Genomic DNA, 22,875 nt, shown 5'->3' on the forward strand with positions numbered 1-22,875 from the left:
CGGTGCGTCTACTTATGTTCCAGTGTACGCCTCTGTACGCTCGATGGGTGCCCCGTCCTCGCAGCGAGAAAGCCCGCCAGTCCGTGCTGGACGCGATGCGTCGCGCGCTCGCCGAGGACGGCTACGAGGCCGTGACGATCGAGGGTCTGGCGGAGGCGGCCGGGGTGTCGAAGCAGACCATCTACCGCTGGTGGAAGACGAAGGCCGCGATCCTCGGCGAGGCGCTGCTCGAGGGCACCCTGCCCGGGTCGGATGTGGCGGTACCGATGACCGACGACCTCGGCGCGGATCTGCGGGCCTGGTTCACGGCGGTGTCCGCGGGGCTCGCCCGGCCGCAGGGGGTGGCGCTCGCGCGGGCGCTGATCGAGGTGACCGCGGCCGACCCCGACCTCGGGCTGGTGTTGAACGAGAAGCTCGCGGCGCCGATCCGCGAGTGGGTGTCGGAGCGGATGTCGCGTGGACGGGCGGACGGAGACGTGCGGGCGGACGTTGATGCCGCCGCGATCGCGGATCAGTTCATCGCGATGGCCTCGTACGCCGCACTGATCGGTCAGCCCCTGAGCGCCGAGCGCGTGGAGGAGACGGTGCTCCTGCTCCTCCGCGGGATTGCCCAGGGCTGAGCCACCACCACCGATATACAACGGCCGGAGGGTGTGCACTTTTCTGGACTCCGCATCGACCCCTGTGCCAGCGTTCATGACGAATCGATCGCGGGGGCTGTGCGGGGATGCGTCGCGTCAGATTTCGCGAGCACGCCCTTCACCGCGGTCGGGGGAAGGGAGACAGCAATGCGCATCAAGGAGCCCTCGGGGCAGGTCGGATATGTCCTCGTCGTCGTGATCGGAATTCCGCTTGTCCTTGTCCCTCTGAGCGTCGTCAGCTTCGAGCTCGGCGTCATCTGGGCCGTCGTGGCGCTCGTTTCCGCGGCGATCGTGTCGGCGCGAACATTTCGCGGGCCGGCAGAGTCGGACGCCAGGAGACCGTGGTGGAGGATGACGTACGCCCGCCGCATGAGCATCGCGCTTGCTCTGTTCTTCTTCGCGCAGGGAGCGTGCGCGTCGATCGCTGCGGGGCAGTTCCCGAATCCGCCACTCGTCTTCGTGGGAGGTGTCGTGCTGGTTCTCGTGGCGGGGTTGTACGTGAACTCGGCGATCAGGATGGGATCCGCGTCCGGGACGGAATAGCGGCCGCGGTTCGGAGACGAACGAGTGATCGCTTCTGGCTAGCCGCGTCTGCGGAGCACCTTTCCCACCACAGCCAACGCGACTCCGAGAAGTATCAGAGCAGCGAGCCAGAGGACCCACGCGACGTCGTGGAACAGCGGGAGGGTCGCGACCGTCGGAAGCGCCGTGCCGAGCAGCACCAGCGCGACGACCGTTCCCCGCTCCCGGGCGGTTCCGCGGGTCGGGCTCCCGCTCACGACTTCTTCTCCGCGCGGTGCCGGGGGCTGTCGGGGTTCATGAGGGAGTGGCGGCGGCCGTAGAGGAAGTAGATGATCAGGCCGATCAAGAGCCAGACGGCGAAGCGCAGCCAGGTCTCCCAGTGCAGCTGGGAGATGAGGAACAGGGAGAAGCCGACGCCGATGATCGGGACCACCGGCATGAAGGGCAGGCGGAAGGTGCGCGGGGCGTCGGGCTTCGTGTAGCGGAACACGATCACCGCGACGCACACCACGACGAACGCGGCGAGGATGCCGATGTTCGTCAGGTCGGCGACCGCGCGGATGGGGAAGACGCCGGCGAAGAAGGCGGAGGCGATGCCGGCGATCCAGGTGACGCGCTGCGGCACGCCCCGGCGGTCGACCTTGCTGAACCAGCCGGGGAGGAGTCCGTCGCGGCTCATCGAGAACCAGACGCGGGTCGCGCCGAGGAGGAAGGTGAGCATGACGGTGAGGATCGACAGCACCGCGAACACGGAGATGATGGCGGCGACGACGGGCAGGCCCACGCCGGTGAACGCGGAGGCGAAGCCGGCCTTGGGGTCGATCTCGGTGTAGTTCTGCATGCCGGTGAGCACGAGGGTCGCGGCGACGTACAGCAGCATCGCGATGATGAGCGACAGGATGATGGCCTTCGGCATGTGCTTGCGGCCGTCCTTGGCCTCTTCGGCGGCGGTGCTCATGGCGTCGTAGCCGAACACAGCGAAGAACACGGTGGCGGCGCCGGTGAAGACGGGGCCGAAGCCGCTGGGCATGAAGGGGTCGTAGTTCTCGGTGTTGATGTAGAAGATGCCGAGGCCGACGATGCCGAGGATCAGCGTGATCTTGATGGCGACGGCGACGAGCTCGAAGCGTCCGAACGTCTGGGTGCCGCGGCTGAGGAGGAACGTCACGAGCAGGCAGATCACGATCGCGGGCACGTTGATGGCGCCGCCCGGCACGTCGGCGGTCTCGGTGACGGAGAGCGGCAGGTGGATGCCGAACCCGGAGAGGAACGCGTCGAGGTAGCCGGAGATGCCGATGGCGACCACCGCGACGATGGCGACGTATTCGAGCAGGAGGTCCCAGCCGATGAACCAGCCGACGACTTCGCCGAGCGCGACGTACCCGTAGCTGTAGGCGGAGCCGGCGCGGGGGATCATGCCGGCGAACTCGGCGTACGACAGGGCGGCGGCCGCGGAGGCGAGCCCGGCGATGAGGAACGAGATGAGCACGGCCGGTCCCACACCCGGGTTGGCGGCGTCGCCGTGTGCGACGAGTCCGGCGAGCGAGAAGATCCCGACGCCGATGATGCCGCCGACGCCGATCGCCGTGAGCTGCCACAGGCCGAGCGACTTGTGCAGGCCGCTGCGCGCGGCCTCCTCCGTCATGTCGCTGACGGGCTTGCGCCGCCAGACCGAGCGGGACGGGGTCTTCGAGGTGTCGGGCATCATCGCCTTCCGGTCGGGCTCGCGCAGGGTGCTGCGCGAGGTCCTGTGCCGCACGCGGGTGCACGCGCGGGGTCGTCCGCGGCCGGGGGCGGCGCCGGGTGGAGCGCCTGTCTGCCGAGGGGACCAGTGGCACGCTACCCGCGCCGACGGCGGGCGGCAATATACGTTGCGGCGCCGGTCGGTGTGTGCTTCGAGGCGGCCACACCCTCCATATCGGGTCGCTCGCTCGATCGACGAAGTGAACGTCCTATCGTCGGTGGATGTTGGATTTCGCAGGCATCCCTTTCGGTAGCTGGTTCGAAGGACTCGGCGCGGTCGGGGCGATCGTCGCGGCGGGGGTCAGCCTCGGCGCCTTGAGGACAGCTCGAGCTGCCAACGCCACGGCCGATCAGGCGCGGAGGGATGCCAGGACCTTCGCCGACGAAGCTCGAGTGCGCGAGGAGTCGCGAGAGCACGCGAGCATCGCGCGGCAGCTGCAGGCCTGGTGGGTCGTCTGGCACGAGGGTAGGAAGAAGTGCTTCGGGGTGTACGTGACCAACGCTGGGCAGGGTGCGACGGTCTTCCGGGGCGTGCGGATCGAGACACGCGGCAACTCGAACGCCAGGGGAGCCGGCGGCGCGATCACCTTCACCTCGTTGCCGCCGGGGTCGTACGTGCTGAGGAGTACGGACGCGGGTTCGCCGAAACCGTGGGCGGAACCGGAGGTTGCGCGATCGGCTCTCGCCTACGAACCGCTTCTCTACGCGGAGCGATACGCGGTGACCAGCATCACATTCGAGGATCCGATGAAACAGGCCTGGTGCTGGACTCCGGAGCGCGGTCTGGAACAGCTGACCGGCACTCCGTCGGTGGGTGACGGGTCTGGCGTGCAAGCGGGCGTCTAATTCTCCAACGGCAGCGGCTTCGTCGCCTCCGTCCGTCCGTCGGTGAAGCGCGCCTGGGCGCGGTCGTGGCGGCGGGGCACCTCGACGTGCTGCGTGGCGGCGGCGAGTCCCATGCGCTTGGTGGAGACGTAGACGCTCTCGGCGGTGTCGACCAGGAACGTCTCGTGCCACACCCCGACGGCGCCGGGGGCCTTGCGGGCGGCGCGGTTGAAGGCGGTCCAGGCGGGGCGGTGCTCCTGGTTCGGGTTCGAGGCGTAGGCGTAGAGCTTCTCGACCGACGACCAGAACTGCACGACGTAGGGGCCGCCCGATCCGAGGAGCAGCTGGTAGCCGAGCAGCCCGGAGTCGGGGTCCGTGCTGAGCTCGCGGAGCATCCGGGGCATCGCGACGAACGCGGGCAGCCACAGGTCGGGCCGCCACCAGCGGTTGATCTGCATCCCGATGTGGAACACGACGAGCTCGCCGTCGTGGTGGTGGGTCATGCGACCCGTGACGACCTGGGACATGGTGCCTCCTTCGATTGGATAGCTTCACTATCCATACTGGATAGCGCTACTATCGATGTCAAGAGGTGGCCATGAGGATTTCCGAACTGTCGGCGCAGACCGGCGTGACCGTGCCGACGATCAAGTACTACCTGCGCGAGGGGCTGCTCCCCGAGGGCGAGCGGTCTTCGCCGACCCAGGCCGCGTACGGCGAGAAGCACGTGGAGCGGCTGCGGGTGATCCGGGCGCTGCTCGACGCCGGCGTGAGCATCGCCGAGACGCGCCGGGTGCTCGGCGCGCTGGACGACCCGCCCGCGAATCCGCACGAGCTACTGGGGACCGCGCACGCCGCGATCACCCCGTCGGTGGAGGAGTCTGTGGATCTGGCGGAGGCTGAAGCCCTGGTCGAGGGGCTCGGGTGGAAGCCGGGGATGTGCGACGAGGCGGTGCTGCACGCGGTCGCCCGGGCGTTGGATGGCTTGGAGCGCGCGGGCTTCGTCGTGCCGAAGGCCGTGATGCGCGAGTACCTGCGGTCGGCGCGGCGCATCGCGGATGCCGAGATCGCAGGGGTGCCGGGGGAGTCCGCGGAGGCGGCGGTGCGGTACGTGGTGTTGGGGTCGGTGCTGGTGGAGCCGCTGCTGTTGGCGCTACGGCGCGTGGCGCAGCAGGTGAGCTCGGGGGAGCGGTTTAATCAGAATCGGATCGCACCCTAAGCATGAGTCGGTCCGGTGTTCCCACCGCACAAATGAAACCGTCGCCGCGCCCCGCCCGCGATCCATGCAGCGGGCATCGCTTTAGGTGATCACGTCCGAACACGATGCTCCCCTGGAACCGTCGTGGGAGTTGGCACTTTCAAATGTCCGAGGTCTGCAATAGTTTGAGAGACTTTCCCGCGAGTCGGGAGCGGTGCATTAACAGGAGGCGGGGAACAAGCGTGAGTAAGTTCACGATTGGGCCGGTGAGCGTCGAAGTGCTCAATGGCGAGCATGCAATTGCGGTCGTCCCGCCCAGCCAGTGGCATGGCGATAGGCAGGAGCGCCCCGCCCACGCCGTCCTCGCCAACCTCAAGGCCGACGACGGTCTTCGCGCACAGGTCTCGCTGGTTCGCTGGGACGACAGCGACGAGATTTCGCTCGGCTTCGCCGAGCTGCTCGCTGGCCCGTCGGACTATGAGCGGTTGGAGGATGCAGGGGCGATCTCGCCGAAGCTCGTGGGCGACAAGCTGGTCGCGCGGATTCGTGCGCTGCGATATGGGAAGACCGGGCGAGCAACCGGCGCTGCGGTCGAGTGGGCGCAGATCAGCGATTGGGCGGGCGGCGATGCGCAGGTGATGCTTGCCGACCTTGGCGCGACGCGCACGGGCGCGTATGGCGTCCTGCTGCCGAGCGCGACACGCTTCAAGACCGAGCCGGCCATCGAGGTGGCCATCTCCGATCCGACGGCGTTGTTCGCGGCCTACGCGCTCACGCGTGTCGTGCCGATCATGACTGGCTATGGCAAGGAATCGGTGGAAGGCCCGAACGCATGAGTGGCGTCGACGTCTCCATCGCGCTGCCCGAGGACGAGACGCCTGGCGAACTCATCAAGGGTTACTTCACCCTTATGCGCGCATTCGGGTGGGATCTCTACGTCACGAGCCACTTCGCGCTACGCGAGTCGTTGGGGCCGCAGTGGTTCGCGGCCCGGATCAGCGAACTGAAGGACTCGGACCCGAAGAACTGGCGACCCAACCATCGCTTCGAGCCGCAGGACCCCGGTGTGATCCTCCGCGACTACATCCACGAGCAGGACTCGCCGTATCTGAGCGTGTTCGGCGGACAGTTCCAGAAGCAGACCGCCGCGAAGAAGATCCTCGCCACGAGGAACATGTGGTTCCACTTCGGCGACGATCCGACGACCGCCCAGCTCGAAGAGACGGCGAAGGTCGTGCGCGGATTCGTGCAGTCCAGCGACATGCATATCGCCGGACGTATCGACGCGCTGATCGAGCGCCTGAGCGACCTGCGCACGGGGCGCTATTCCGCGGATGCCGCGTCGAGTGTGCCTGCGACGGTTCCTACCGTCGCCGAGCCTGAACCGTTCGACGCGCCAGACGACTTGCCCCGGCCGAGCATCGGCGGCACCTGGATCGGTCCCATCCCCGAGCTGCGCTATCGCATGACTCGTGCGGGCGACGTCGTGCATCCCGACACGATGGAGTCCGTGCGTTCCGGGGTTGTCGGAGACTTCGCAGGCAAGGTGCGTGCCTGGACTGCTGTCGAGCCGAGGGGCCGCGAACTGTGGATCGACCGCGACGGGGCCGTGGGCGGGTTCATCGGGGCTACCCCGCGGCTGCTTGGCTACCTCGGCCCCGACCCGGACGGCGATATCGCCCGCGGGTTCTTCACGCCACACTTCTATGCCGTCGACGGCGACGAGATCGCCGCCCTCGACTCGGGTGAACGCCGCAAGGCGCCGTTCGCCCAGGGGCTCGCGGACGGCGCGATGCTTCGGGTCACGACGTATGGGGATGTCCTGGTCGTCGGGGACGCAGACGGTCTGCAGCGGGTGGCGACGGTGACGGCTGCCGAGTGGTTTCCGGGACATCTCGGATGAGCGTGGAGAGAGTAGGGAACGTGTCGGCATTGCAGCTTGACGGGTCGAGCACGGTCGCGTGGGCGGATGCGCCAGCGGGCGCGGCCGACGCCATCGTCGTCCTCGGCCGGGATGACGCCGGGGCAGGAGCGATCCAGGTGGGTATCGCCCGCCTGGCCACGCGGCCGACGAAGGGCGTGCTCGATGACCTGTGGAAGTCGCGCGGCACGCGGGCTCCGATGGGTTTCATCGTCGCAGCCGTCACGCCGGAGGGCGTATGGATTCACTACCCGTCCGCGGACGCCCCGCCCATCGGCCCCATCACGGTCGGTCAGGCGGAGAGACAGCTTCAGTCTGTGCTGGAGGAAGGGAACGGGCTCGCCGCCCACGGGCGTATTCGTGCCATCCAGGAGGCGATGTCCTCGGCGGGCACGGACGGCTTCTCCAACCACTTCCTGTTCGCCACCTACCACCTGAACCGCGATGTGCCTCGCCGCCCGGATTGGGAGTCGGCGGGCAAGAAGGCGACGCCGATCCTGCCCAAGCGCGGAATCGAGCTGGTCACCGCGCTCGGGTTCGACACCGAGCCCGCGGGGTCGGAGCGGCTGCTCGTCCTGCGCACCTCCAGCGGCCCACGCCGCGCCGTCGCGGTGCTTCTGCGTGACGACGAGCACTTCAATCAGAAGTCCACGACGTACCAGCTCACACCCGTCGCCAAGGCGCTCGAAATCGCTGGCCGCGAGGACGTGCCGTGGGTGATCGCGCTGCGCAAGTCCACCCTGCGGCTCTACCCAGGACGCGACGGTGTCGGCGTCGGCCAGCGCGGGCAGTCCGAGACCTACTTCGAGCTGGATCTCGATCTGCTCGCGCCCGAGCAGGCTGCATTGCTCACACTGATCTTCTCCGCCGAGGCGCTCGACGCGGGCGGCTCCGCGCAGCAGATCCTCGATGGTTCTGGCAAGTATGCCGCCGACCTCGGCACGCGCCTGCGCGACCGTGTGTACGAAGGCGTGGTGCCTCGGGTCGCGCTCGCCATCGCCGATCAGCTCCCGTCGCTCGGGCTCGCGCTCGACGCTCAGGGTCTTCAGATGGCGTACCGCCTGACGATGCGCATCCTGTTCCGGCTGCTCTTCCAGGCGTACGGGGAGGCGACCGAGCTGCTGCCCGCGGGTCGCAACGATCACTACGACGCCAACTCGCTCCAAGCGTTCATCACCCGCGAGATCGGCACCGGCCCCGACCAGTTCTCCACTGAGTCGGCAGCGATCTGGTCGGATCTCACGCAGGTGTGGGAGGTCATCTTCCATGGCAACTCCCGCTGGGAGGTGCCCGCCTACGGCGGCAGCCTGTTCGACCCGGCTACCGAAGAGGGCGCGCTGCTGTCGCGCGTCAAGCTCACCGACAGCGTGATCGGCCCGGCCCTCCAGGAACTCCTTAGCGAGGAGACCGTCGACCGGACCTGGGGGCCGGTCGACTTCCGCAGCCTCCAGGTGCGCGAGTTCGGCACCATCTACGAGGGTCTGCTGGAATCCAGCCTCTCGCTCGCCGAGCAGAACCTCACCGTCGACCGGAACGGCGCATACGTTCCCGCGAAGGATGGCGATGAGGTCGTCGCGCCCGCGGGTCGCCCGTACTTCCACTCCGCCTCGGGGGAGCGCAAGGCGACCGGTTCGTACTACACGCCGAAGATCGTCGTGGATCACCTCATTGAGCGGTCGGTCGAGCCCGCGCTGAAGGCCCACCTCGACCGGATCAAGACCCTCATGGACGAGGGCAAGGAACGCCAAGCTTCTGACGCCTTCTTCGACTTCCGCGTCGCCGACCTGGCGATGGGATCCGCCCATTTCCTCGTCGCCGCCGTAGACAAGATCGAGCGCGGTATGCGCGACTTCCTCACCGCCACCGAGGTGCCGGGCGTGCGTGCCGAACTCGCACGCCTCGCGGAGAAGGCGCGTGAGGCGCTCGGACAGGACACGGACGGCGCGAAGGCGATCACGGACGGCCAGCTCCTTCGCCGTCAGGTGGCACGTCGCTGTATCTATGGCCTCGACATCAACCCGCTGGCCGTCGAGCTGTCACAGCTCGCGCTCTGGATTCACACCTTCGTGCCCGGCCTGCCGATGTCGAGCCTCGACCATGGACTCGTCCTCGCCAACTCCCTCACTGGCATCGGCACCATCGACGAGGCGATGGTCGCGCTGAAAGCCGACGGCCTGTTCGAGCAGATCATCCGCGAGCCGCTGACGTCCGCACGCGACCTCCTCATCGACTACGCGAACGCCTCAGAGGCCGACAAATCGGAGGTCGCGGCCGGTGCCGAGACGCTGGCGAAGGCACGCGAGGCAGCGACCCCGGCGAAGGCGATCTTCGACGTGGCCGTCGCCAAGCGCCTTGGCGTGACGATTGACGAGGCGTGGGACGCCGAGCAGTTCGTAGCTCTCGCGGCGATGCGCGAGGTGCGCGAAGCCGTCGATCCGCTCCAGCCTGCGCACATGCCTTATCTCTTCCCCGAGGTGTTCCTTCGTGAGCGGCCCGGCTTCGATGTGCTGGTCGGGAATCCGCCGTGGGAGAAGCTTCAGGTCGAGGAGCACTCCTTGTATGCGCTTACCTACCCTGGGCTCCGGGGACTGGCACAAGAGGACGCCGAGACACTTGTCCAGAAGATTCGTGCTGAGCGTCCAGATCTGGTGTCAGCATATGACCTCGCCACAACGTCCATGAAGAGCGTGCAGACGGTGCTCGCACGAGGACCGTTTCCAGGGATGACATCCGGTAGGCCGGACCTGTACAAGGCGTTCGCCTGGCGATTCTGGCAGTTGGCGCGTACCGATGGGCGGGTTGGCATCGTTCTCCCGCGGAAGGCGCTTGAAGCATCGGGGATGAAGGATTGGCGGCTGGCCATGCTTAAGCACGGGACGTTCACGGACGTGTCGGTGCTCGCGAACACGGGGGGCTGGGTCTTCCCCGGAATCGATCAACGGCTGACCGTTGCCGCCATATCGATCCTCGCGGACCATACGCAAAGCGCGAAGTCGGCCGTCATCCGTGGGCCCTTCACTTCAGCTCAGGCATTCACTGAGAGTGCGCTCCACGAGACGGCTCCCGTCGACGTGGCTGCATTGCTTTCATGGTCGCCCGGAGGCGTATTTCCGCTGTTGCCGAATGCGGCAAGCTCCGAGGTCTTCTTCGCACTACGCTCGCAGCCGCGTCTCGATCACGAAGACGACATGTTTAGCGTCCGAGGGCTCCGTGAATGGAACGCCACTGACGACAAGCACCGGTTCACCCTCGGCGCGAAGCCGGCCGATTTCATCCCCGTCTATAAAGGTGACTCCTTCGATCTTTGGAATCCGAGCACGGGCTCTGTCTATGCATGGGCGGACCCCGACCGTATGAACCGAGAGCTCCAGGAGCGTCGCGCGAATCAGGTGCGTATTCGGCGGTCAGCTTTCTTTGGCATGCCGGATACATGGGCGTCCGACTCAGAAACTCTGCCGATGCATCGTCCGCGAATCGCCTGGCGCGACACGACCAACCGCACGAATCAACGCACCCTCATTGCGGCGATGGTCCCGCCGCGGATCGTCATGGTGCACCAGGCGTACTACCTCTTCTTCCGGCGAGGAACCTCCCGCGATGAGGCCTATGTGCTGGGTGTGCTCTCATCCCTACCGTTCGACTGGTATGCGCGTCAGATGGTGGAGACCCATGCCACAGTGGAGTTCCTACTTGGATCTCCTGTACCGCGGCCGGACGACAACTCCCCCTTGCGTAGGCGGATAATCGAGATCTCAGGTCGTCTTGCCGCGGTCGACGAGCGCTACCAGGCATGGGCCGTTGAGGTCGGCGTTGAGGTCGGCACCGCTAACACCGAACCTGTCAAGTCGGAGCTCATCGCGGAACTAGACGCACTCGTGTCGATCCTCTACGGGCTGACGCCGGAGCAGGTGGAGCACGTCTTTGCCACGTTCCATCGTGGCTGGGACTACGCCGCGCGGCTGGAACGGGTGCTCGCGTACTACGAGCAGTGGAAGGACGCGGCATGACCGACCAGCTTCCGGTCTTTGCGACGAACCGGATCGCGCCGCCGATGACGGTGCGCGAGGAGGTGCGTCGGCTGTTCCGGGTCAACCGGGAGGCGCTTGCGGTGCCGCCGAGCGCCGCGATTGCGACGGCCTACATCAACCCGGCAGGGTTCCTGTTGCTCGCTGATGAGTTGGAGAAGCTGCCGCGCATCCGCATCCTGCTCGGGGCCGACCCGGTGCCCGATCCGCTGCTGCCGGTGGATGCCGACGCGACGCTCCAGAAGCGACTCGATGCGGCGCTGACCGACCATGTGCGCTGGCTGAAGGCGGAGCGCGACGCGCTCGGGTTCGAGCTTCGGGCTACCCAGTCGGCGCAGCGGCTCGTGGCGTGGCTGCGTGCCGCCGACGAGCGCGGTGAGCCGATTGTGGAGATCCGCCGCTATACGGGCGGGTTCCTGCACGGCAAAGCATTCATCAGCCACCACCCGACGCATCCCGCGTATCTCGCGGGGTCGTCGAACCTGACCTACGCTGGGCTCACGCGCAACGCCGAGCTGAACGTCGGCGCGTCTGGGCAGCACGGGTCGACGCCGCAGGTGATCGACTGGTTCGAGGAGTGCTGGGCCGACTCCGAAGTCTTCGACCTGGCGGGTCTGTACGAGCCGCTGTGGGCCGAGCACACCCCGTGGAGCGTCTTCCTCCGCATGTTGCTGGCCCGCTACGGCGAGCACCTCGACGATGAGCAGGCTGGTCCGACGCGCTTCGAGCTGACCCGGTTCCAGGCCGACGGCGTGAAGCGGATGCGGCGGCTGTTGGAGGAGATCGGCGGCGTGCTGGTGGCCGACGAAGTGGGTCTTGGTAAGACTTTCCTTGCGCTCGAAGTGATCGCAGCGGCCACGGAGCAGCAGCGTCAGCGCGTGCTTGTCGCAGCTCCCGCAGCGCTGAAGGCATCGGTGTGGGACCCGGTGCTGGAGCGGTATGACATCTCTCGCCGCGTCTCGGTGCACTCCTATGAGGAGATTCGCAGCCGCATGGACCCGGGGCACCCGGAGCACCTCGGGTTCTACGAGCGTGCCGAGGACGCTGCGCTGGTGATCGTGGATGAGGCGCACAACCTGCGGAACGCGGGAGCTGCGCGCTCGGAGGCGCTGGATCGGATCATCCTCGCGGGGCGGCACCCGAAGAAGGTCGTGCTGCTGACCGCTACGCCGGTGAACAACTCGCTCATCGACCTGGAGACCCTGGTCAAGTACTTCATCCGCGACGATGCGCGCTTCGCCTCCATCGGCATCCCGTCGATCCGGAAGTACATCCGCGATGCACAGGCGCTCGACCCGGAGGCGCTGACGCCCGCGCACCTGTTCGACCTGATGGATCAGGTCGCGGTGCGGCGCACCAGGAAGTTCGTCAAGGACAACTACCGCGGCGAGACGATCGCCGGGCCGGGCGGCAAGAAGATCCCGGTCGAGTTCCCCGACGCCGACGTGCGTCGCGTGGACTATCAGCTCGACGAGCCCGGCGAAGTGCTGGTCGATGCGGTCACCTACGCGCTCGACATCCCGGATAACGAGGCACACGTCGCGTCGTTCAGTGTGCGCCGAAGCGACCCAGGCCGTCTGCTGCTCGCGCGGTACGTCCCGAGCCGGTATCTGAGGACCGAGGACCTGAACAAGACGGAGGTCTCGAACATGGGGCTGCTGCGCTCCGCGCTGCTCAAGCGCCTCGAATCCTCGCCGACCGCACTGGCCGGCACGCTCGGCGTGCTCATCCAGACGCACGAGGCGTTCCTCTCCGCCCTCGGCAAGGGCACCGTGCTCGTCGGCGGTGCGCTGCGCGACTATGTCAACTCCGAGTCGGAGGATCTTGACGAGATCGTCGCCGGGCTCGACGAGGACACCGAGCATCAGGCCACTGCCGCAGAGCTGTACGACGCGGAGCTGCTGGCATCGGATGTCGAGCGGGACCTCTTGCTGATCCGTCATCTCCAGGCACTCGCCGAGGCGGCGGCGCACGACGGCGAGCCGAAGGTCGCGGCACTGCTCGCCGAGCTGGAGCGCATCGCGGCCGAGGCCGAGAAGCCCGCCGTGACGAACGCGCCGAGCGGCGACCGGAGAAAGGTCATCGTCTTCTCCACGTACGCCGACACCATCCGCGACCTACACGAGCGGCTCATCGCTGCGCTGGAGGCGGTGCCCGACGGCTCGCCGCTCGCGGCCTACCGTGGCCGCGTCGCGCCCGCGGTGATCGGCGAGTTCGCCTCGGGCAAGCGCGGCGGCATCGACCAGCCAACCCGTGCGAAGGCGGTCGCCAATTTCGCGCCCCGCACCGCCGGCCAGCTCCGCGACGACGGCACTCCCATCGAGGCGGACCTCTACGACATCCTGCTGACGACCGACGTGCTCGCCGAGGGCGTGAACCTCCAGCAGGCCGCGCACATCGTCAACTACGACCTGCCGTGGAACCCGATGCGCATCGTGCAGCGCCACGGCCGCGTCGACCGCATCGGCAGCCAGCACAAGTCCATCGAACTCGACGTGTTCTTCCCCGCCGAGCATCTCGACGAGTTCCTCGGGCTGGAGCAGACCCTGATCCGCAAGCTCCGGCAGGCGGACGCGGCCATCGGCGCGGGCAAGGTGCTCCCCGGCGTCTCGCACTACCCGCCGCAGGAGCACTACGACCCCGACGCGATTGTCGGCGAGATCGAGGAACTCATCGAGCAGGGCGGCGGCTCGGCAGCGGGATCGGGGGAGGAGTACCGGAGACGCCTCGCCAACGCGCTCGACGCCGACCAGGCGCTCCGCGGACGGCTCGAGGACCTGCCGTACGGTATCGGCAGCGGGTTCGTGAACCCAGCAGTCTCCGGCCGCTCCTTCGTGTTCTGCATGAAGATGGGCGACAGCGGCCACATCTGGTTCCGCAACGTGAATGCCGACAACGCCTGGCAGCCCGTCGCCGACGAGGATGGTCGGATCGTGGTCGACGACACCTTGATCTCGCTCGTCACGGCTGACCCCGGCAGGCCTGACAGGCCGCGCTCTCTGCCCGACGAGGCGTTCCGCGCTGCCTACGAGGCATGGGCGCTCGCACAGGAGGATGCGCACGACGAGTGGATGCGCTCCACCGACCCGAACGCCCTCGCCGCCGAGATCCCGGCAGCCTTCCGCGACGCGCGAGAGGTCATCCTGAACAAGGGCGGCTACCTCGGCGCCGCACAGCTCCAGACCATCAAGCGCCTCAACACTGTGCCTACCGCCAAGGCGAGGAAGGCCATGCGGGCCGCACTTCGGACCCCCGGCAAGCCCGAGGCTGTTGTCGACGCGATCATCCAGGTGCTCGACGGGTTCGGCATCCAGCCCGCAGAGAAAGTCGAACCGCTTCCGCCCATCGCGCTCGACGACGTGCGCCTCATCGCTTGGATGGCGGTCGAAGGGACGAAGGCGACGGAGACCCAAGGAGGCGCGTCGTGAGAGGTAGGGTGACGTTGCGTCTCCGGCTCGTTTCCAGAGAACTTGATTCTCATCGCGTTCTCGCTGTTGAGCGCGTCCTTCTCGTCGCCGAAGCAAGAAGCAGAAAGGTCGTCGACGGCAATGAGCAATGAGGTTGTGCTTGTCGATCAGTTCATCAAGGCCGCGCAGGACAGTCGGGATGCGCCGTTGCCAGACGACGTTGCGTTCGAGCTGTTCGCTGCAGCGACGGTGCTCAGTGGCAACAACATGAGTGACGAGGAAGTAGAGGCGGGGCGCATTGGAGGTGGTCTAGACGGTGGGCTGGACGCCGTGTACACCTTCCTCGATGGCCGTCTCCTCAGCGAAGACGCGGAGATCTTCGAGGATGGGTTCAAGCCGAGTGAGATTCGGAAGGGTGCTGAGCTCTCACTTTGGTTGATCCAAGCAAAACGGTCCGAGGGGTTCGGAGAAGACGCCTTTGATAAGGCCGGGGCGAGTATGAAGAAGCTGCTCGACCTGAACTTCACTGACGAGCAGCTCGTTGGGATCTACTCGGCTGATGTAATCGAGCGCGTGCGCATCTTCACTCGGGCGTGGACTTTGCTGAGTATCCGGTCTCCGCGTATCTCGATTACGTTCGCGTACGTTTCACGCGGCGATACGGCGAGCGTCTCTGGTGGCGTGGCGCAGAAGATGGTCGATGTACGCACGGAACTCGGCGCTTTGGTCCCAGGTGCTGAAGTTGATGTTCGCGTCGTGGGCGCCAAGGAGCTTTGGGCGATGGCGAGCGCGACGCCGGAATACGATCTTCAGCTCCGATTCAGGGACTACATCTCGGAAGGGGACTCCTACGCGGGCCTAGTCGCGCTGCCGGAGTACTTTCGGTTCCTGTCAGATGACAATGGGGCGCTGCGGGGGCATCTCTTCGACTGGAACGTTCGAGACTTCCAAGGCGCAGTTACCGTGAACAGGCAGATGAAGGCGACGCTGGAAGCTGATGACGACAGGGACTTCTGGTGGCTCAATAATGGAGTCACGATCCTCTGTTCGGCAGTCAATATCGGTGGTGAGAAGACGTTCACTCTCTCGGGCGTCCAGATCGTCAACGGGATGCAGACGTCGCACGCGATTCATGACGTGCTCACGGCCACGGGTGCGGACCTTGATCGGCACAAGCGCCGATCTGTACAGGTCCGCGTGATCAAAACCCTGGACGAGGCGACGCGTGATGACGTCATCAGGGCTACAAACAGCCAGACGAAGGTTCCTGACGCATCGCTTCACGCGACCGAGGATCTCCATCGGCAGATCGAGTCGCACTTCGCCGCAAGAGGCTGGTACTACGACCGACGGAAGAACTTCTACAAGAACGCCGGCAAGCCCGCGGACAAGATCATCAGCATCCCCACCCTGGGCCAGGCGGTCATGGCGATCGGTCTCAGCCGTCCGGATGATGCGCGCGCGCGTCCCTCAACGCTGCTCAACAATGAAGCGGACTATGCCGCGGTGTTCAGCGTGTCATTGAGCCTGGATGTCTACCTCTGGATTGCTGCTGTCCAGCGGCGCGTCGATTCGCTCCTTCTGACTGAGGGCGTCGCCGATGCGCCGACTAGGACGAACACCCGCTTCTACATCAGCAGCTATCTCGTGACGAAGGCGCTGGGCGCGCAGATCTACAACCCGAGCCAGCTAAAGACCCTTTCGCAGGCACCGCTCTCCATAGACGCCGACGACGTAAAGGCTGGACTTGCTGTCGTCAGCGAAGAGATCCAACGCATCGCCGACAAGAACTCTTGGCAGGTCGATCGCGTGGCGAAGAGTGACTTGCTGACCAAGGCGGTGGTTGCGCGGGCAGTCGCGGGCGCCACCAACCAATCCGAAACAGATGCTGTCGACGTCCCCTGAACGCTTCCTCATGCGTCGGGTGTGGTAGCCCCCGCACCATGCGATCCGAAGGGACGACTGATCTACCCGGGTGGAGAAGGGGCGGCCGAACCGTCGATGGTTGTCACCCGTTCCCTGGTGGCCGAAGATCGAGTGCCCCGGCCTCAAGGTCCCGGTCCACGCCACCCTGCTGCATCAGCCGCAGCATGTCCTCCTGTCGGGGTTGCCCGAGGGTGAGGCGGTACAGGGTCAAGGCGTCCAGCAGCCGCTCGTACTTGTCGTGGTCGCGGCTCAACGTGAACGAGGCGATCCGCCGGTGGATCCGGGCGTCCCCCTCGTAGACCCACCACGGCGCGAATTCGCCGAGCCGTTCGGTGTCGGGTGATGCGAGCGCGGCGGTGAACGCGGCGTCCCACGCCCCCTCCGTCGAGGACAGCACGTCCTCCCAGTGCGCGGCGGCCACGTTCTTGCGCACGGCGTGGCCCATGAACCGGTGCACCCGGCCTTCGCGCTGCTCGAAGTCGACGGGGTTCGACGGCAGGTTCCAGTGCACGACGGCATGGCTCCACCAGTGAAAGTCGATCCCCTCCTGGCCGATGCTCGTCGACGCCAGCACGAACGGGGCGAACGGGCTGTTGAACGCGGCTCGCACTTCGCTCTGACGCGCCGCGACCTTCTCGTCGGCGTCCGTGCCCGCGCCGCCGTACCGCACCGCGAACCTCGTCGCGAACGGGATCTGTGCACGCTCAGCAGTCGCCTCGTGCCCGCGCAGCGTCGCCGCGTTCGTCCGCACCGCTGATGCCGCACTCGTCGCGACCTTCCACAGCCCGTCGTCATCGAGCAGCCCCCCACCGAGGTCACTGCGCAACTGGTGGACGTACTCGTCGATGACCGCCTGCAGGTTCCCGTCCGCGCAGTAGTCCAGCACGGCGCTCCAGTAGTGCGCGCCCGGGTCGCCCACGGTGTCGAGAAGTGCCGCGGTGTCCGGCCGGGCGAAAAGCGAACGCAGACCGAGCGACAGCACCCACGCCGCATGCCACACACCCGCCTCCGTTGCATCCGCCGACGCGGCACCGCGCAACGCTCGATACGCGATCGACCCCGGAGCATGCGCGCCGAACCGGGCCAGGTCGCGGTGCACGCCGGGGTCCTCATCCATCGCGTCGACCGCCGCCCGCACATAGTCCGCGAAACGGCCAGACCGCGCGTCGAGCACCCGCAGCACCGACGATGCGTTCACGCCCGCCGGCACGGCACCGGCTGTCGCGAAGAAGGCGTGCGAGGGCTCGGCAGCGTCGTCCTCGGCGGCCGTGCTCGCCGTGAACGCCTCCGCATCGACGAGCCCGCCAGCCGCACGCGCCGCCCGCAGCGGATCCCACGACTGTGCCAGTGTCGGATGCGGCCAGAACAACGCCAGCGAGTTCATCTGCGATGGTCGCCCCGCCTCGCTCATCGCCCACGTCAACCGACTGCTCGACGAATCCGTCGACCGGTCCGAACCCGCATACGCGCGGCGAGCAGCCTCGTGACTGAGCAGACCAGCGACTGCGGTCGGCACCCCGTTCCACGCCGAGAACACGACGTGCTTCGTGACATCCCCCACGCTCGAGAACACGGGGCCCGGCCGCAGATACGGCATCGACGGCGGCATCCAGAGCAGCTTCCACCAGCCGCCCCCGATCGTGTCGGCGGCCAACGCGCGCAGCAGTCCGTTGCCGAGATCGAGCTCCTCCCGCGCACTCACGTCGTCCCGCGTCAGCCCTCGGGTTGCCGCCAACAGTTCGCGGACGGCGACATCGTCCCGGCCGAGCGCGTCCCGAACACTGCTCCCCGACTTGTACGTGTCCATGAACGAGGCGAAGTGCGGGATCGACTTCCACTGCTCCAGATCCACCCGCGCCCCGATGTGGGTGCCGAGCCGATGCAGCGCCGACCAGTCGGCGATCTCCGCCGCGGTCGGCACCCCGCCGTCGAGCGGACGGTCGATCACCATGTCCTGATTGCGCGCCAGCGGCGGCCGCTCCGACCGCGACAGATACGGAAGCAGCACCTCCCGCACCCGGCGCGCGGAAGCTTCGGCATCGCCGTCGGTGATCATGGCGAGCCGGTGCGCGTCGAGCGCATCCTTGACCGCTCTGACACGCGCGTCGTCCTCGTCGGTGAGGAACTCGATGAGCTTGAGGAAATCGGCATGGTGGTCCTCGCCAGCCTCGGCCTGTGTCGTATAGGGCTTGAACGGCGTCGCCGAGAGGAGCAGGACCTTGGCGCCATCGGCGTTGAACAGGTCGTGGGCGAGCTCACCGCCCTCGGTCGTCGGATCGAGGAGCGGGCGGAAACGCTGGAACTCGTCGAGGATGATGAGGTCGGGCTCGAGGGCGTCCACCCCCGCCCGCGCCAGATGCCGACGTAGCTTCGCGACGAGCTCCATCACCTCGTGCCACAGTCGACCGCGGGTCGGGCGTTCGCCCAGGGTCCGGACCTCCTCGCGGAGCTCGAGGAACCGCGCCCACAGCTCGTCCTTGACGATGGCCTCCTGGTAGCGCCCGGCGATCTCGTGATCGGCGCCCTCCTCGCCCAGACGGTCTCGCGTCCACTGCACACGCCCCGCGAAGTTCCTCGCCGACTGCACCGCTCCCTGGAAGAGCCAGCGCGTCGGCTCGTCCTCGTCCACACCGAGCACATCCTCCGCCAGTACGCACAGCAGCGCCCGCTCGTCGCCGTTGCCCGAGCGCCAGCCGCCCTCCTTGAACGAGGTGCCCGGGGTGAACGAGACGAGGTTCACCTTCTTGCGGCTCGTGTCGTCGGCGGCTGCGAGCTTGCGGCTCTCGCGCGCCAACAGCGTGAGCCGCGTTGCCATCGCGAGGTGCTTGTCGCCGGTGACGTTCAGACGCTGCAGGTTCTGGTTGGCGAGGTCGGCGTTGCTGCAGATGTACACGATGTCGATGCGCTTCACGGCGTCGACCTCGTTCAACTCCTGGATCGCCCTGGCGATGATCCCCCGCGCGATCACGCTCTTGCCCAACCCGGTCTCGTCCGCGACGAGGAACCGCCCGCTGCCGTCGACACGCCCTGACCCGTAGAAACGGTCGATCACATGCTCCACTGCGTCCTGCTGGAAGCCCTTGAGCCCGCGCATCACCGCCTCGACGTCGAGACCCGTCATCGCTCCACACCCGCCGCTTCCGTCACAGCCGCCCACACCTCGGCGAACCCCGGCGGCAGGGCGCTGCCGCGCGCATCCTCCGGCACATGCCGCAGCACCCGCTCCACGTCCACGAGCCCCGACCGATTCGTGGCCGACGCGCGCACGAGAAGCTCCAGCAGTCCTGCGCCGCTATCCGCGACCCCCGCGCCGAACGCCGAAGAGAACGCGCCACCGCCGCCGGTCCCGATCGATGTGAGGCTGCCGTCCTGCAGCATGAGCCGGATGAAACGCGCCACTGCCGTCGGCTCGCTGAGGTGGGCGGCGACGATCGCGTCGCCCCGACCAGGTACGTCGTCGAGCAGGTCGGCGACCACCAGGGTCTCGCGCCGGCGGCCGTCACCATCCGTGAGCGCGATCGCCACGAACGGAGTGATCTGCTCCAGGCGGAGAGCCGGGGACTCGTAGGGGTCGTCGGCGGTCGGCAGAGGTCCGGGGATCGGCTCCGGCTGCGACAGCATCCGCCAGGTCAGCGTGTACCGGTCGTCCGCGGTCGGTGCGGCCTCCGCCCAGACGGTAACCGTGTACTCGCCCTCCGCGTTCACCCGAAGCGCGAGGCGGGCGCGGGCGACCTCCCGCAGGGCGTTCTCCAGCCGACGGTCGGCCTCCTCCTCCTCCTCCTCCTGGCTGCTCTCGGCGCCGCCCGCGGTCGCGTACTCCTCCATCAGCGGGGCGAGCGACCCGAGCACTGCCTCGACGCCGAAGTGCGACTTCGGCCCCTCGGCCTCGACCATCACCTCGACGTTGTTCGACCAGGCCGGCCCGGTGGCATTCGCCGACCCCACGAGCACCGTCGACTGCTTGTGGGCGTGGTCGTGCACCACCACCTTCGCGTGCAGCCCGCGCAGTTCTCCGGCAGACACAGCCGAGGTCTCGGCGTCGGCGAGCGCCAGATCCACCATCTCGTCGAGCACCCGCAGCGAGAGTCCCTGCAGCGTCTCGGGGTGCAGCCGGTCCAGCGCCTCGGGACGGCTGAGCAGAGTCGTCTCGCCGCCTGGCCGGGCCCGAAGGATCCGCACGCCCTCATCGGTGACGAACGGGGAGACGATGGCGGTGCGGATGCCGCTGAGACGCGGTTCCGCGTCGCTCGACGGCAGCCCGATCCCGAAGGCGTGCACCCGAAGCGCCCGCACGTGGTCCGGGTGCTCCCAGCGGATGCCGGCCCACGCCTCGGCCAGCCGTGCGATGCGGGCCGCACGCGCGGGCGCGAGCGCCGGTGCCGTACGACCGTCGTCGATCAGCCAGCGCAGCACGGCGGCCATCGCGTGGTTCGAACGGACGGTCTCCGCATCGAGATCCTCGTCGGGTACGCCGTCGAGGGAGACGACGGCATCCCACGTGCGGTCGTTCGTGAGGTTCCGGCTGCTGCAGATGAAGCGGTAGCGGCGCTCCCCCTCCCGCTCGAACTCCAGGAACCACACCTTCGGGTGGAACAGGCGGCTCCCCGGCATCCGCACCGGGTGCACCATCGGCTCGAGGACCGTGACGAGCTCGCTCGCCGTGCCGAGTCCCAAGCATCCGGCCTGCGCGAACAGGTCGATGCGCTGCGTGGCCCGCCGAACGGCCCCGAGGATGCCGACCTCGTCGTCGACCTCCACCGCACCCGCGAACGCCAGAGGGATCGAGAGGGCCGCTTCGAGCGTCATCGTGAAGCTCGTGCCCACCGCGTGCGACAGATGGAATCCGGCCGGAGGGCGCAGCAGCTCGGACAGCAGCGAGCGGGAGTCGGGTTCAAGCACGGGCCAGCCCCTCATGGATGTCGCGGGTGAACTGTCGGACGGTCGCCCAACGGAACGTCAGCAGCGCAGTGCCCGACGCCCCCTTCCACGTCTCGAGCCGTCGCGGGTTGCCGAGCCGCGTCTTCGCACCCTTGATCTTCTCCCGCTCCCGGATCATCGCTCGTGCTTCCGGCAGATCGGCGAGCGAGTTCGGATCGCTGCGCTGCACGAGCGTCGTCCAGTTCTGCACGAACCGCTGCGCGGCCGGTGCGACCGGGAGTCGACTGCCTCGCTCTTCACGGAGAACGCCGAGCAAGTCGTCGAGGCGCCACTCGTCGTAACCTGCCGCAAGCTCCGCGGGCCACCGGGCGAGGCGATCACGGTAGTCGTCGCGGAGCTCTGCCCGGTCCGCCTCTTCGGCCAGGAGCAGATTGTAGAGCAGCTGCGCGCCGTGGAGGATCGTCGCGAAGTGCTGCGCGTGGTGCAGCACCGTCGCCGCGCGCTGCGGTGCACGGGTGGCAGCCGCATCGCGCCACGGGGCCGTGCTGTCGTCCGGTCGATGCTGCACCAGGTGAGCCAGCATCGTTCCGGGGGCGTGTTCGAGCACGCGATCCCGTAGCCAGCTGGCCTCCTCCGCGGTGAGTGCGAAGCCGGCTGCCACCTCCTCGGGGAAGTCCTTCGGAATCGGCGGGGCCGACCACAGGGAGCTCGTCGTCGTCAGACCGTCGTCGTCGACATGCACGTGCGCGGTCGACGCCTCGAACGCCTCCGCACGACTTGCAGGTCGGGTGAGGATGCCGTACCGCTGCAGCATCGACCAGTACACCGAAGACGGCAGGTTCCGCAGGTCGCGGCCCGCCCGCTCGCCGAGCAGCCCATCCGCATCGCGCGACGACCGTAGGGCGTCGATGAGGTCAAGCTCGGTCGCGTCGGGTTGGCGTGTGCCGCCCTTCACCCGCGACCTCGACTGCGCGGCGTGCTGGAAGCACCACGGCACGAACAGCAGGTAGCGCGCGCGGGTGTGCAGGGTCGACGTGCCGGGGAACAGCGCGTCGCCGATGCCGTCGCGGAGCTGCCCGATGCCCAGCTCGTCCCGGCTGTCTCGTTGCGTGAACATCGCCGCGAGTTCTCGCATCCGTCGCTGCTCGTCTGCCGACACGTCGAGCCACGTGATCACGGACGCCATCAGGTCGCCGTCTGTCTCTTGGCCTCATGGGCTTCCCGCACGCGGGTTCTGATCTCCTGCGCGTCCTGATCGGCCACGCGCATCAGCTCCAGCAGGTGCTTGTGGTGCGCCCAGTGCCGCTGCCAAAGGTCGGGGCCGACGGCCGCTTCGAAGTCGACTCGGGTCGGGGATGCTTGGCGCTCGTATTCCTGTAAGCGAGCGATGCGATCTTCAATGTCGGCGACACCGCGAGATCTCGGAGAGAGCGGGGCCGAGCTGCGCATCCAGGTCAGCCAGTCCTTATTGCCTTTGCTCTGGTTGCACTTGCCGCAGGCGGGTACGAGATTGTGTATCTCGGAGATGTATCCCGTCGGCCGCTGGTTGCTCACCAGAGGACGAAGATGGTCCCATTCCGTGCTCGTGTCGCCGCAGTAGCTGCAGCTCACACGATCGAGCATGCCGAGAATCTCGAGGGCTGCGCGAACCTCTGCCTCGGTTGGCGCGACCACAGGGATGATGCCGTTCACGAACGAGTTCGTGATGCTCGAACTCCGACCCGTGATCCGCACGGGCTTCGGCATCGCGAACGTGCTGAGGAAGGTCTTTGAGATCAATTCTCCAGTC

Annotated in this window: 16 protein-coding genes; 9 read left to right on the top strand and 7 right to left on the bottom strand. The window is 67.3% G+C overall.

Annotated features, from left to right (window positions below; genetic code table 11):
- Positions 1-47: 47 nt before the first annotated feature.
- Together KZC56_RS06475 and KZC56_RS06480 are read left to right on the top strand one after the other, a co-directional pair.
- Positions 48-620: a TetR/AcrR family transcriptional regulator gene (locus KZC56_RS06475; RefSeq protein WP_247638141.1), complete on the top strand. Its 573-nt coding sequence runs from the start codon at positions 48-50 to the stop codon at positions 618-620.
- 168 nt (positions 621-788) lie between these two features.
- A complete protein-coding gene (locus tag KZC56_RS06480) occupies positions 789-1,184 on the top strand; it encodes a hypothetical protein (RefSeq protein ID WP_136037216.1) in 396 nt (131 codons plus the stop codon).
- Between the two features lie 38 nt (positions 1,185-1,222).
- On the opposite strand, the gene KZC56_RS06485 is transcribed toward KZC56_RS06480, so the two are convergent.
- A complete protein-coding gene (locus KZC56_RS06485; RefSeq protein WP_136034472.1) occupies positions 1,223-1,420 on the bottom strand; it encodes a hypothetical protein in 198 nt (65 codons plus the stop codon).
- Positions 1,417-2,868, bottom strand: coding sequence for an APC family permease (locus tag KZC56_RS06490; RefSeq protein ID WP_247638865.1), 1,452 nt, complete (start codon positions 2,866-2,868; stop codon positions 1,417-1,419). The genes KZC56_RS06485 and KZC56_RS06490 overlap by 4 nt, the downstream gene beginning before the upstream one ends.
- Before the next feature lie 260 nt (positions 2,869-3,128).
- Between KZC56_RS06490 and KZC56_RS06495 the strand changes: the two genes are divergently transcribed.
- On the top strand, positions 3,129-3,752 hold the full coding sequence (locus tag KZC56_RS06495) for a hypothetical protein (protein ID WP_136037215.1): 624 nt from the start codon (positions 3,129-3,131) through the stop codon (positions 3,750-3,752).
- Here the strand turns inward: KZC56_RS06495 and KZC56_RS06500 are convergent.
- Positions 3,749-4,258 (bottom strand): DUF4188 domain-containing protein, encoded by a 510-nt coding sequence (locus tag KZC56_RS06500; RefSeq protein ID WP_247638142.1) that lies wholly within the window; start codon positions 4,256-4,258, stop codon positions 3,749-3,751. The two genes, KZC56_RS06495 and KZC56_RS06500, sit on opposite strands and share 4 nt — an antisense overlap.
- A gap of 71 nt (positions 4,259-4,329) precedes the next feature.
- On the opposite strand from KZC56_RS06500, the gene KZC56_RS06505 reads away from it, so the two are divergent.
- The 6 genes from KZC56_RS06505 to KZC56_RS06530 all read left to right on the top strand — a co-directional run bounded on the left by KZC56_RS06505 (position 4,330) and on the right by KZC56_RS06530 (position 16,187).
- Positions 4,330-4,950 (top strand): MerR family transcriptional regulator, encoded by a 621-nt coding sequence (locus KZC56_RS06505; protein ID WP_247638143.1) that lies wholly within the window; start codon positions 4,330-4,332, stop codon positions 4,948-4,950.
- A 221-nt stretch (positions 4,951-5,171) separates the two neighbouring features.
- A complete protein-coding gene (locus KZC56_RS06510) occupies positions 5,172-5,765 on the top strand; it encodes a hypothetical protein (RefSeq protein ID WP_247638144.1) in 594 nt (197 codons plus the stop codon).
- On the top strand, positions 5,762-6,832 hold the full coding sequence (locus KZC56_RS06515) for a hypothetical protein (protein ID WP_247638145.1): 1,071 nt from the start codon (positions 5,762-5,764) through the stop codon (positions 6,830-6,832). Before KZC56_RS06510 ends, KZC56_RS06515 begins: the two co-directional genes overlap by 4 nt.
- 20 nt (positions 6,833-6,852) lie before the next feature.
- Positions 6,853-10,857, top strand: coding sequence for an Eco57I restriction-modification methylase domain-containing protein (locus tag KZC56_RS06520; RefSeq protein WP_247638146.1), 4,005 nt, complete (start codon positions 6,853-6,855; stop codon positions 10,855-10,857).
- Positions 10,854-14,303, top strand: a complete 3,450-nt coding sequence (locus tag KZC56_RS06525) for an SNF2-related protein (RefSeq protein ID WP_247638147.1) — start codon at positions 10,854-10,856, stop codon at positions 14,301-14,303. Before KZC56_RS06520 ends, KZC56_RS06525 begins: the two co-directional genes overlap by 4 nt.
- 42 nt (positions 14,304-14,345) lie before the next feature.
- The gene (locus tag KZC56_RS06530) at positions 14,346-16,187 is read left to right on the top strand and encodes an AIPR family protein (protein WP_247638148.1); all 1,842 of its coding nucleotides are present in this window, start codon (positions 14,346-14,348) and stop codon (positions 16,185-16,187) included.
- Positions 16,188-16,290: 103 nt separating this feature from the next.
- Here KZC56_RS06530 and KZC56_RS06535 read toward each other — a convergent pair whose 3' ends face one another.
- Genes KZC56_RS06535 through KZC56_RS06550 form a run of 4 tightly spaced genes read right to left on the bottom strand, consistent with a single transcriptional unit; the run spans position 16,291 to position 22,778 of the window.
- On the bottom strand, positions 16,291-19,329 hold the full coding sequence (locus KZC56_RS06535) for a DEAD/DEAH box helicase (protein WP_247638149.1): 3,039 nt from the start codon (positions 19,327-19,329) through the stop codon (positions 16,291-16,293).
- Positions 19,326-21,107, bottom strand: a complete 1,782-nt coding sequence (locus KZC56_RS06540; protein ID WP_247638150.1) for a phospholipase D family protein — start codon at positions 21,105-21,107, stop codon at positions 19,326-19,328. The genes KZC56_RS06535 and KZC56_RS06540 overlap by 4 nt, the downstream gene beginning before the upstream one ends.
- A complete protein-coding gene (locus KZC56_RS06545; protein ID WP_247638151.1) occupies positions 21,100-22,272 on the bottom strand; it encodes a DUF6361 family protein in 1,173 nt (390 codons plus the stop codon). Before KZC56_RS06545 ends, KZC56_RS06540 begins: the two co-directional genes overlap by 8 nt.
- A complete protein-coding gene (locus KZC56_RS06550) occupies positions 22,272-22,778 on the bottom strand; it encodes an HNH endonuclease signature motif containing protein (protein ID WP_247638152.1) in 507 nt (168 codons plus the stop codon). Before KZC56_RS06550 ends, KZC56_RS06545 begins: the two co-directional genes overlap by 1 nt.
- Positions 22,779-22,875: the final 97 nt, after the last annotated feature.

It is taken from the genome of Microbacterium sufflavum (genome assembly GCF_023091155.1).
Taxonomy (GTDB): domain Bacteria; phylum Actinomycetota; class Actinomycetes; order Actinomycetales; family Microbacteriaceae; genus Microbacterium; species Microbacterium sufflavum.

What these genes read in the sequence shown, in the direction of transcription:
- KZC56_RS06480 (WP_136037216.1), top strand. Translation starts at nt 789, where the DNA reads ATGCGCATCAAGGAGCCCTCGGGGCAGGTCGGATATGTCCTCGTCGTC.
- KZC56_RS06490 (WP_247638865.1), bottom strand. Translation starts at nt 2,868, where the DNA reads ATGCCCGACACCTCGAAGACCCCGTCCCGCTCGGTCTGGCGGCGCAAG.
- KZC56_RS06495 (WP_136037215.1), top strand. Translation starts at nt 3,129, where the DNA reads ATGTTGGATTTCGCAGGCATCCCTTTCGGTAGCTGGTTCGAAGGACTC.
- KZC56_RS06500 (WP_247638142.1), bottom strand. Translation starts at nt 4,258, where the DNA reads ATGTCCCAGGTCGTCACGGGTCGCATGACCCACCACCACGACGGCGAG.
- KZC56_RS06505 (WP_247638143.1), top strand. Translation starts at nt 4,330, where the DNA reads ATGAGGATTTCCGAACTGTCGGCGCAGACCGGCGTGACCGTGCCGACG.
- KZC56_RS06515 (WP_247638145.1), top strand. Translation starts at nt 5,762, where the DNA reads ATGAGTGGCGTCGACGTCTCCATCGCGCTGCCCGAGGACGAGACGCCT.
- KZC56_RS06525 (WP_247638147.1), top strand. Translation starts at nt 10,854, where the DNA reads ATGACCGACCAGCTTCCGGTCTTTGCGACGAACCGGATCGCGCCGCCG.
- KZC56_RS06535 (WP_247638149.1), bottom strand. Translation starts at nt 19,329, where the DNA reads ATGACGGGTCTCGACGTCGAGGCGGTGATGCGCGGGCTCAAGGGCTTC.
- KZC56_RS06545 (WP_247638151.1), bottom strand. Translation starts at nt 22,272, where the DNA reads ATGGCGTCCGTGATCACGTGGCTCGACGTGTCGGCAGACGAGCAGCGA.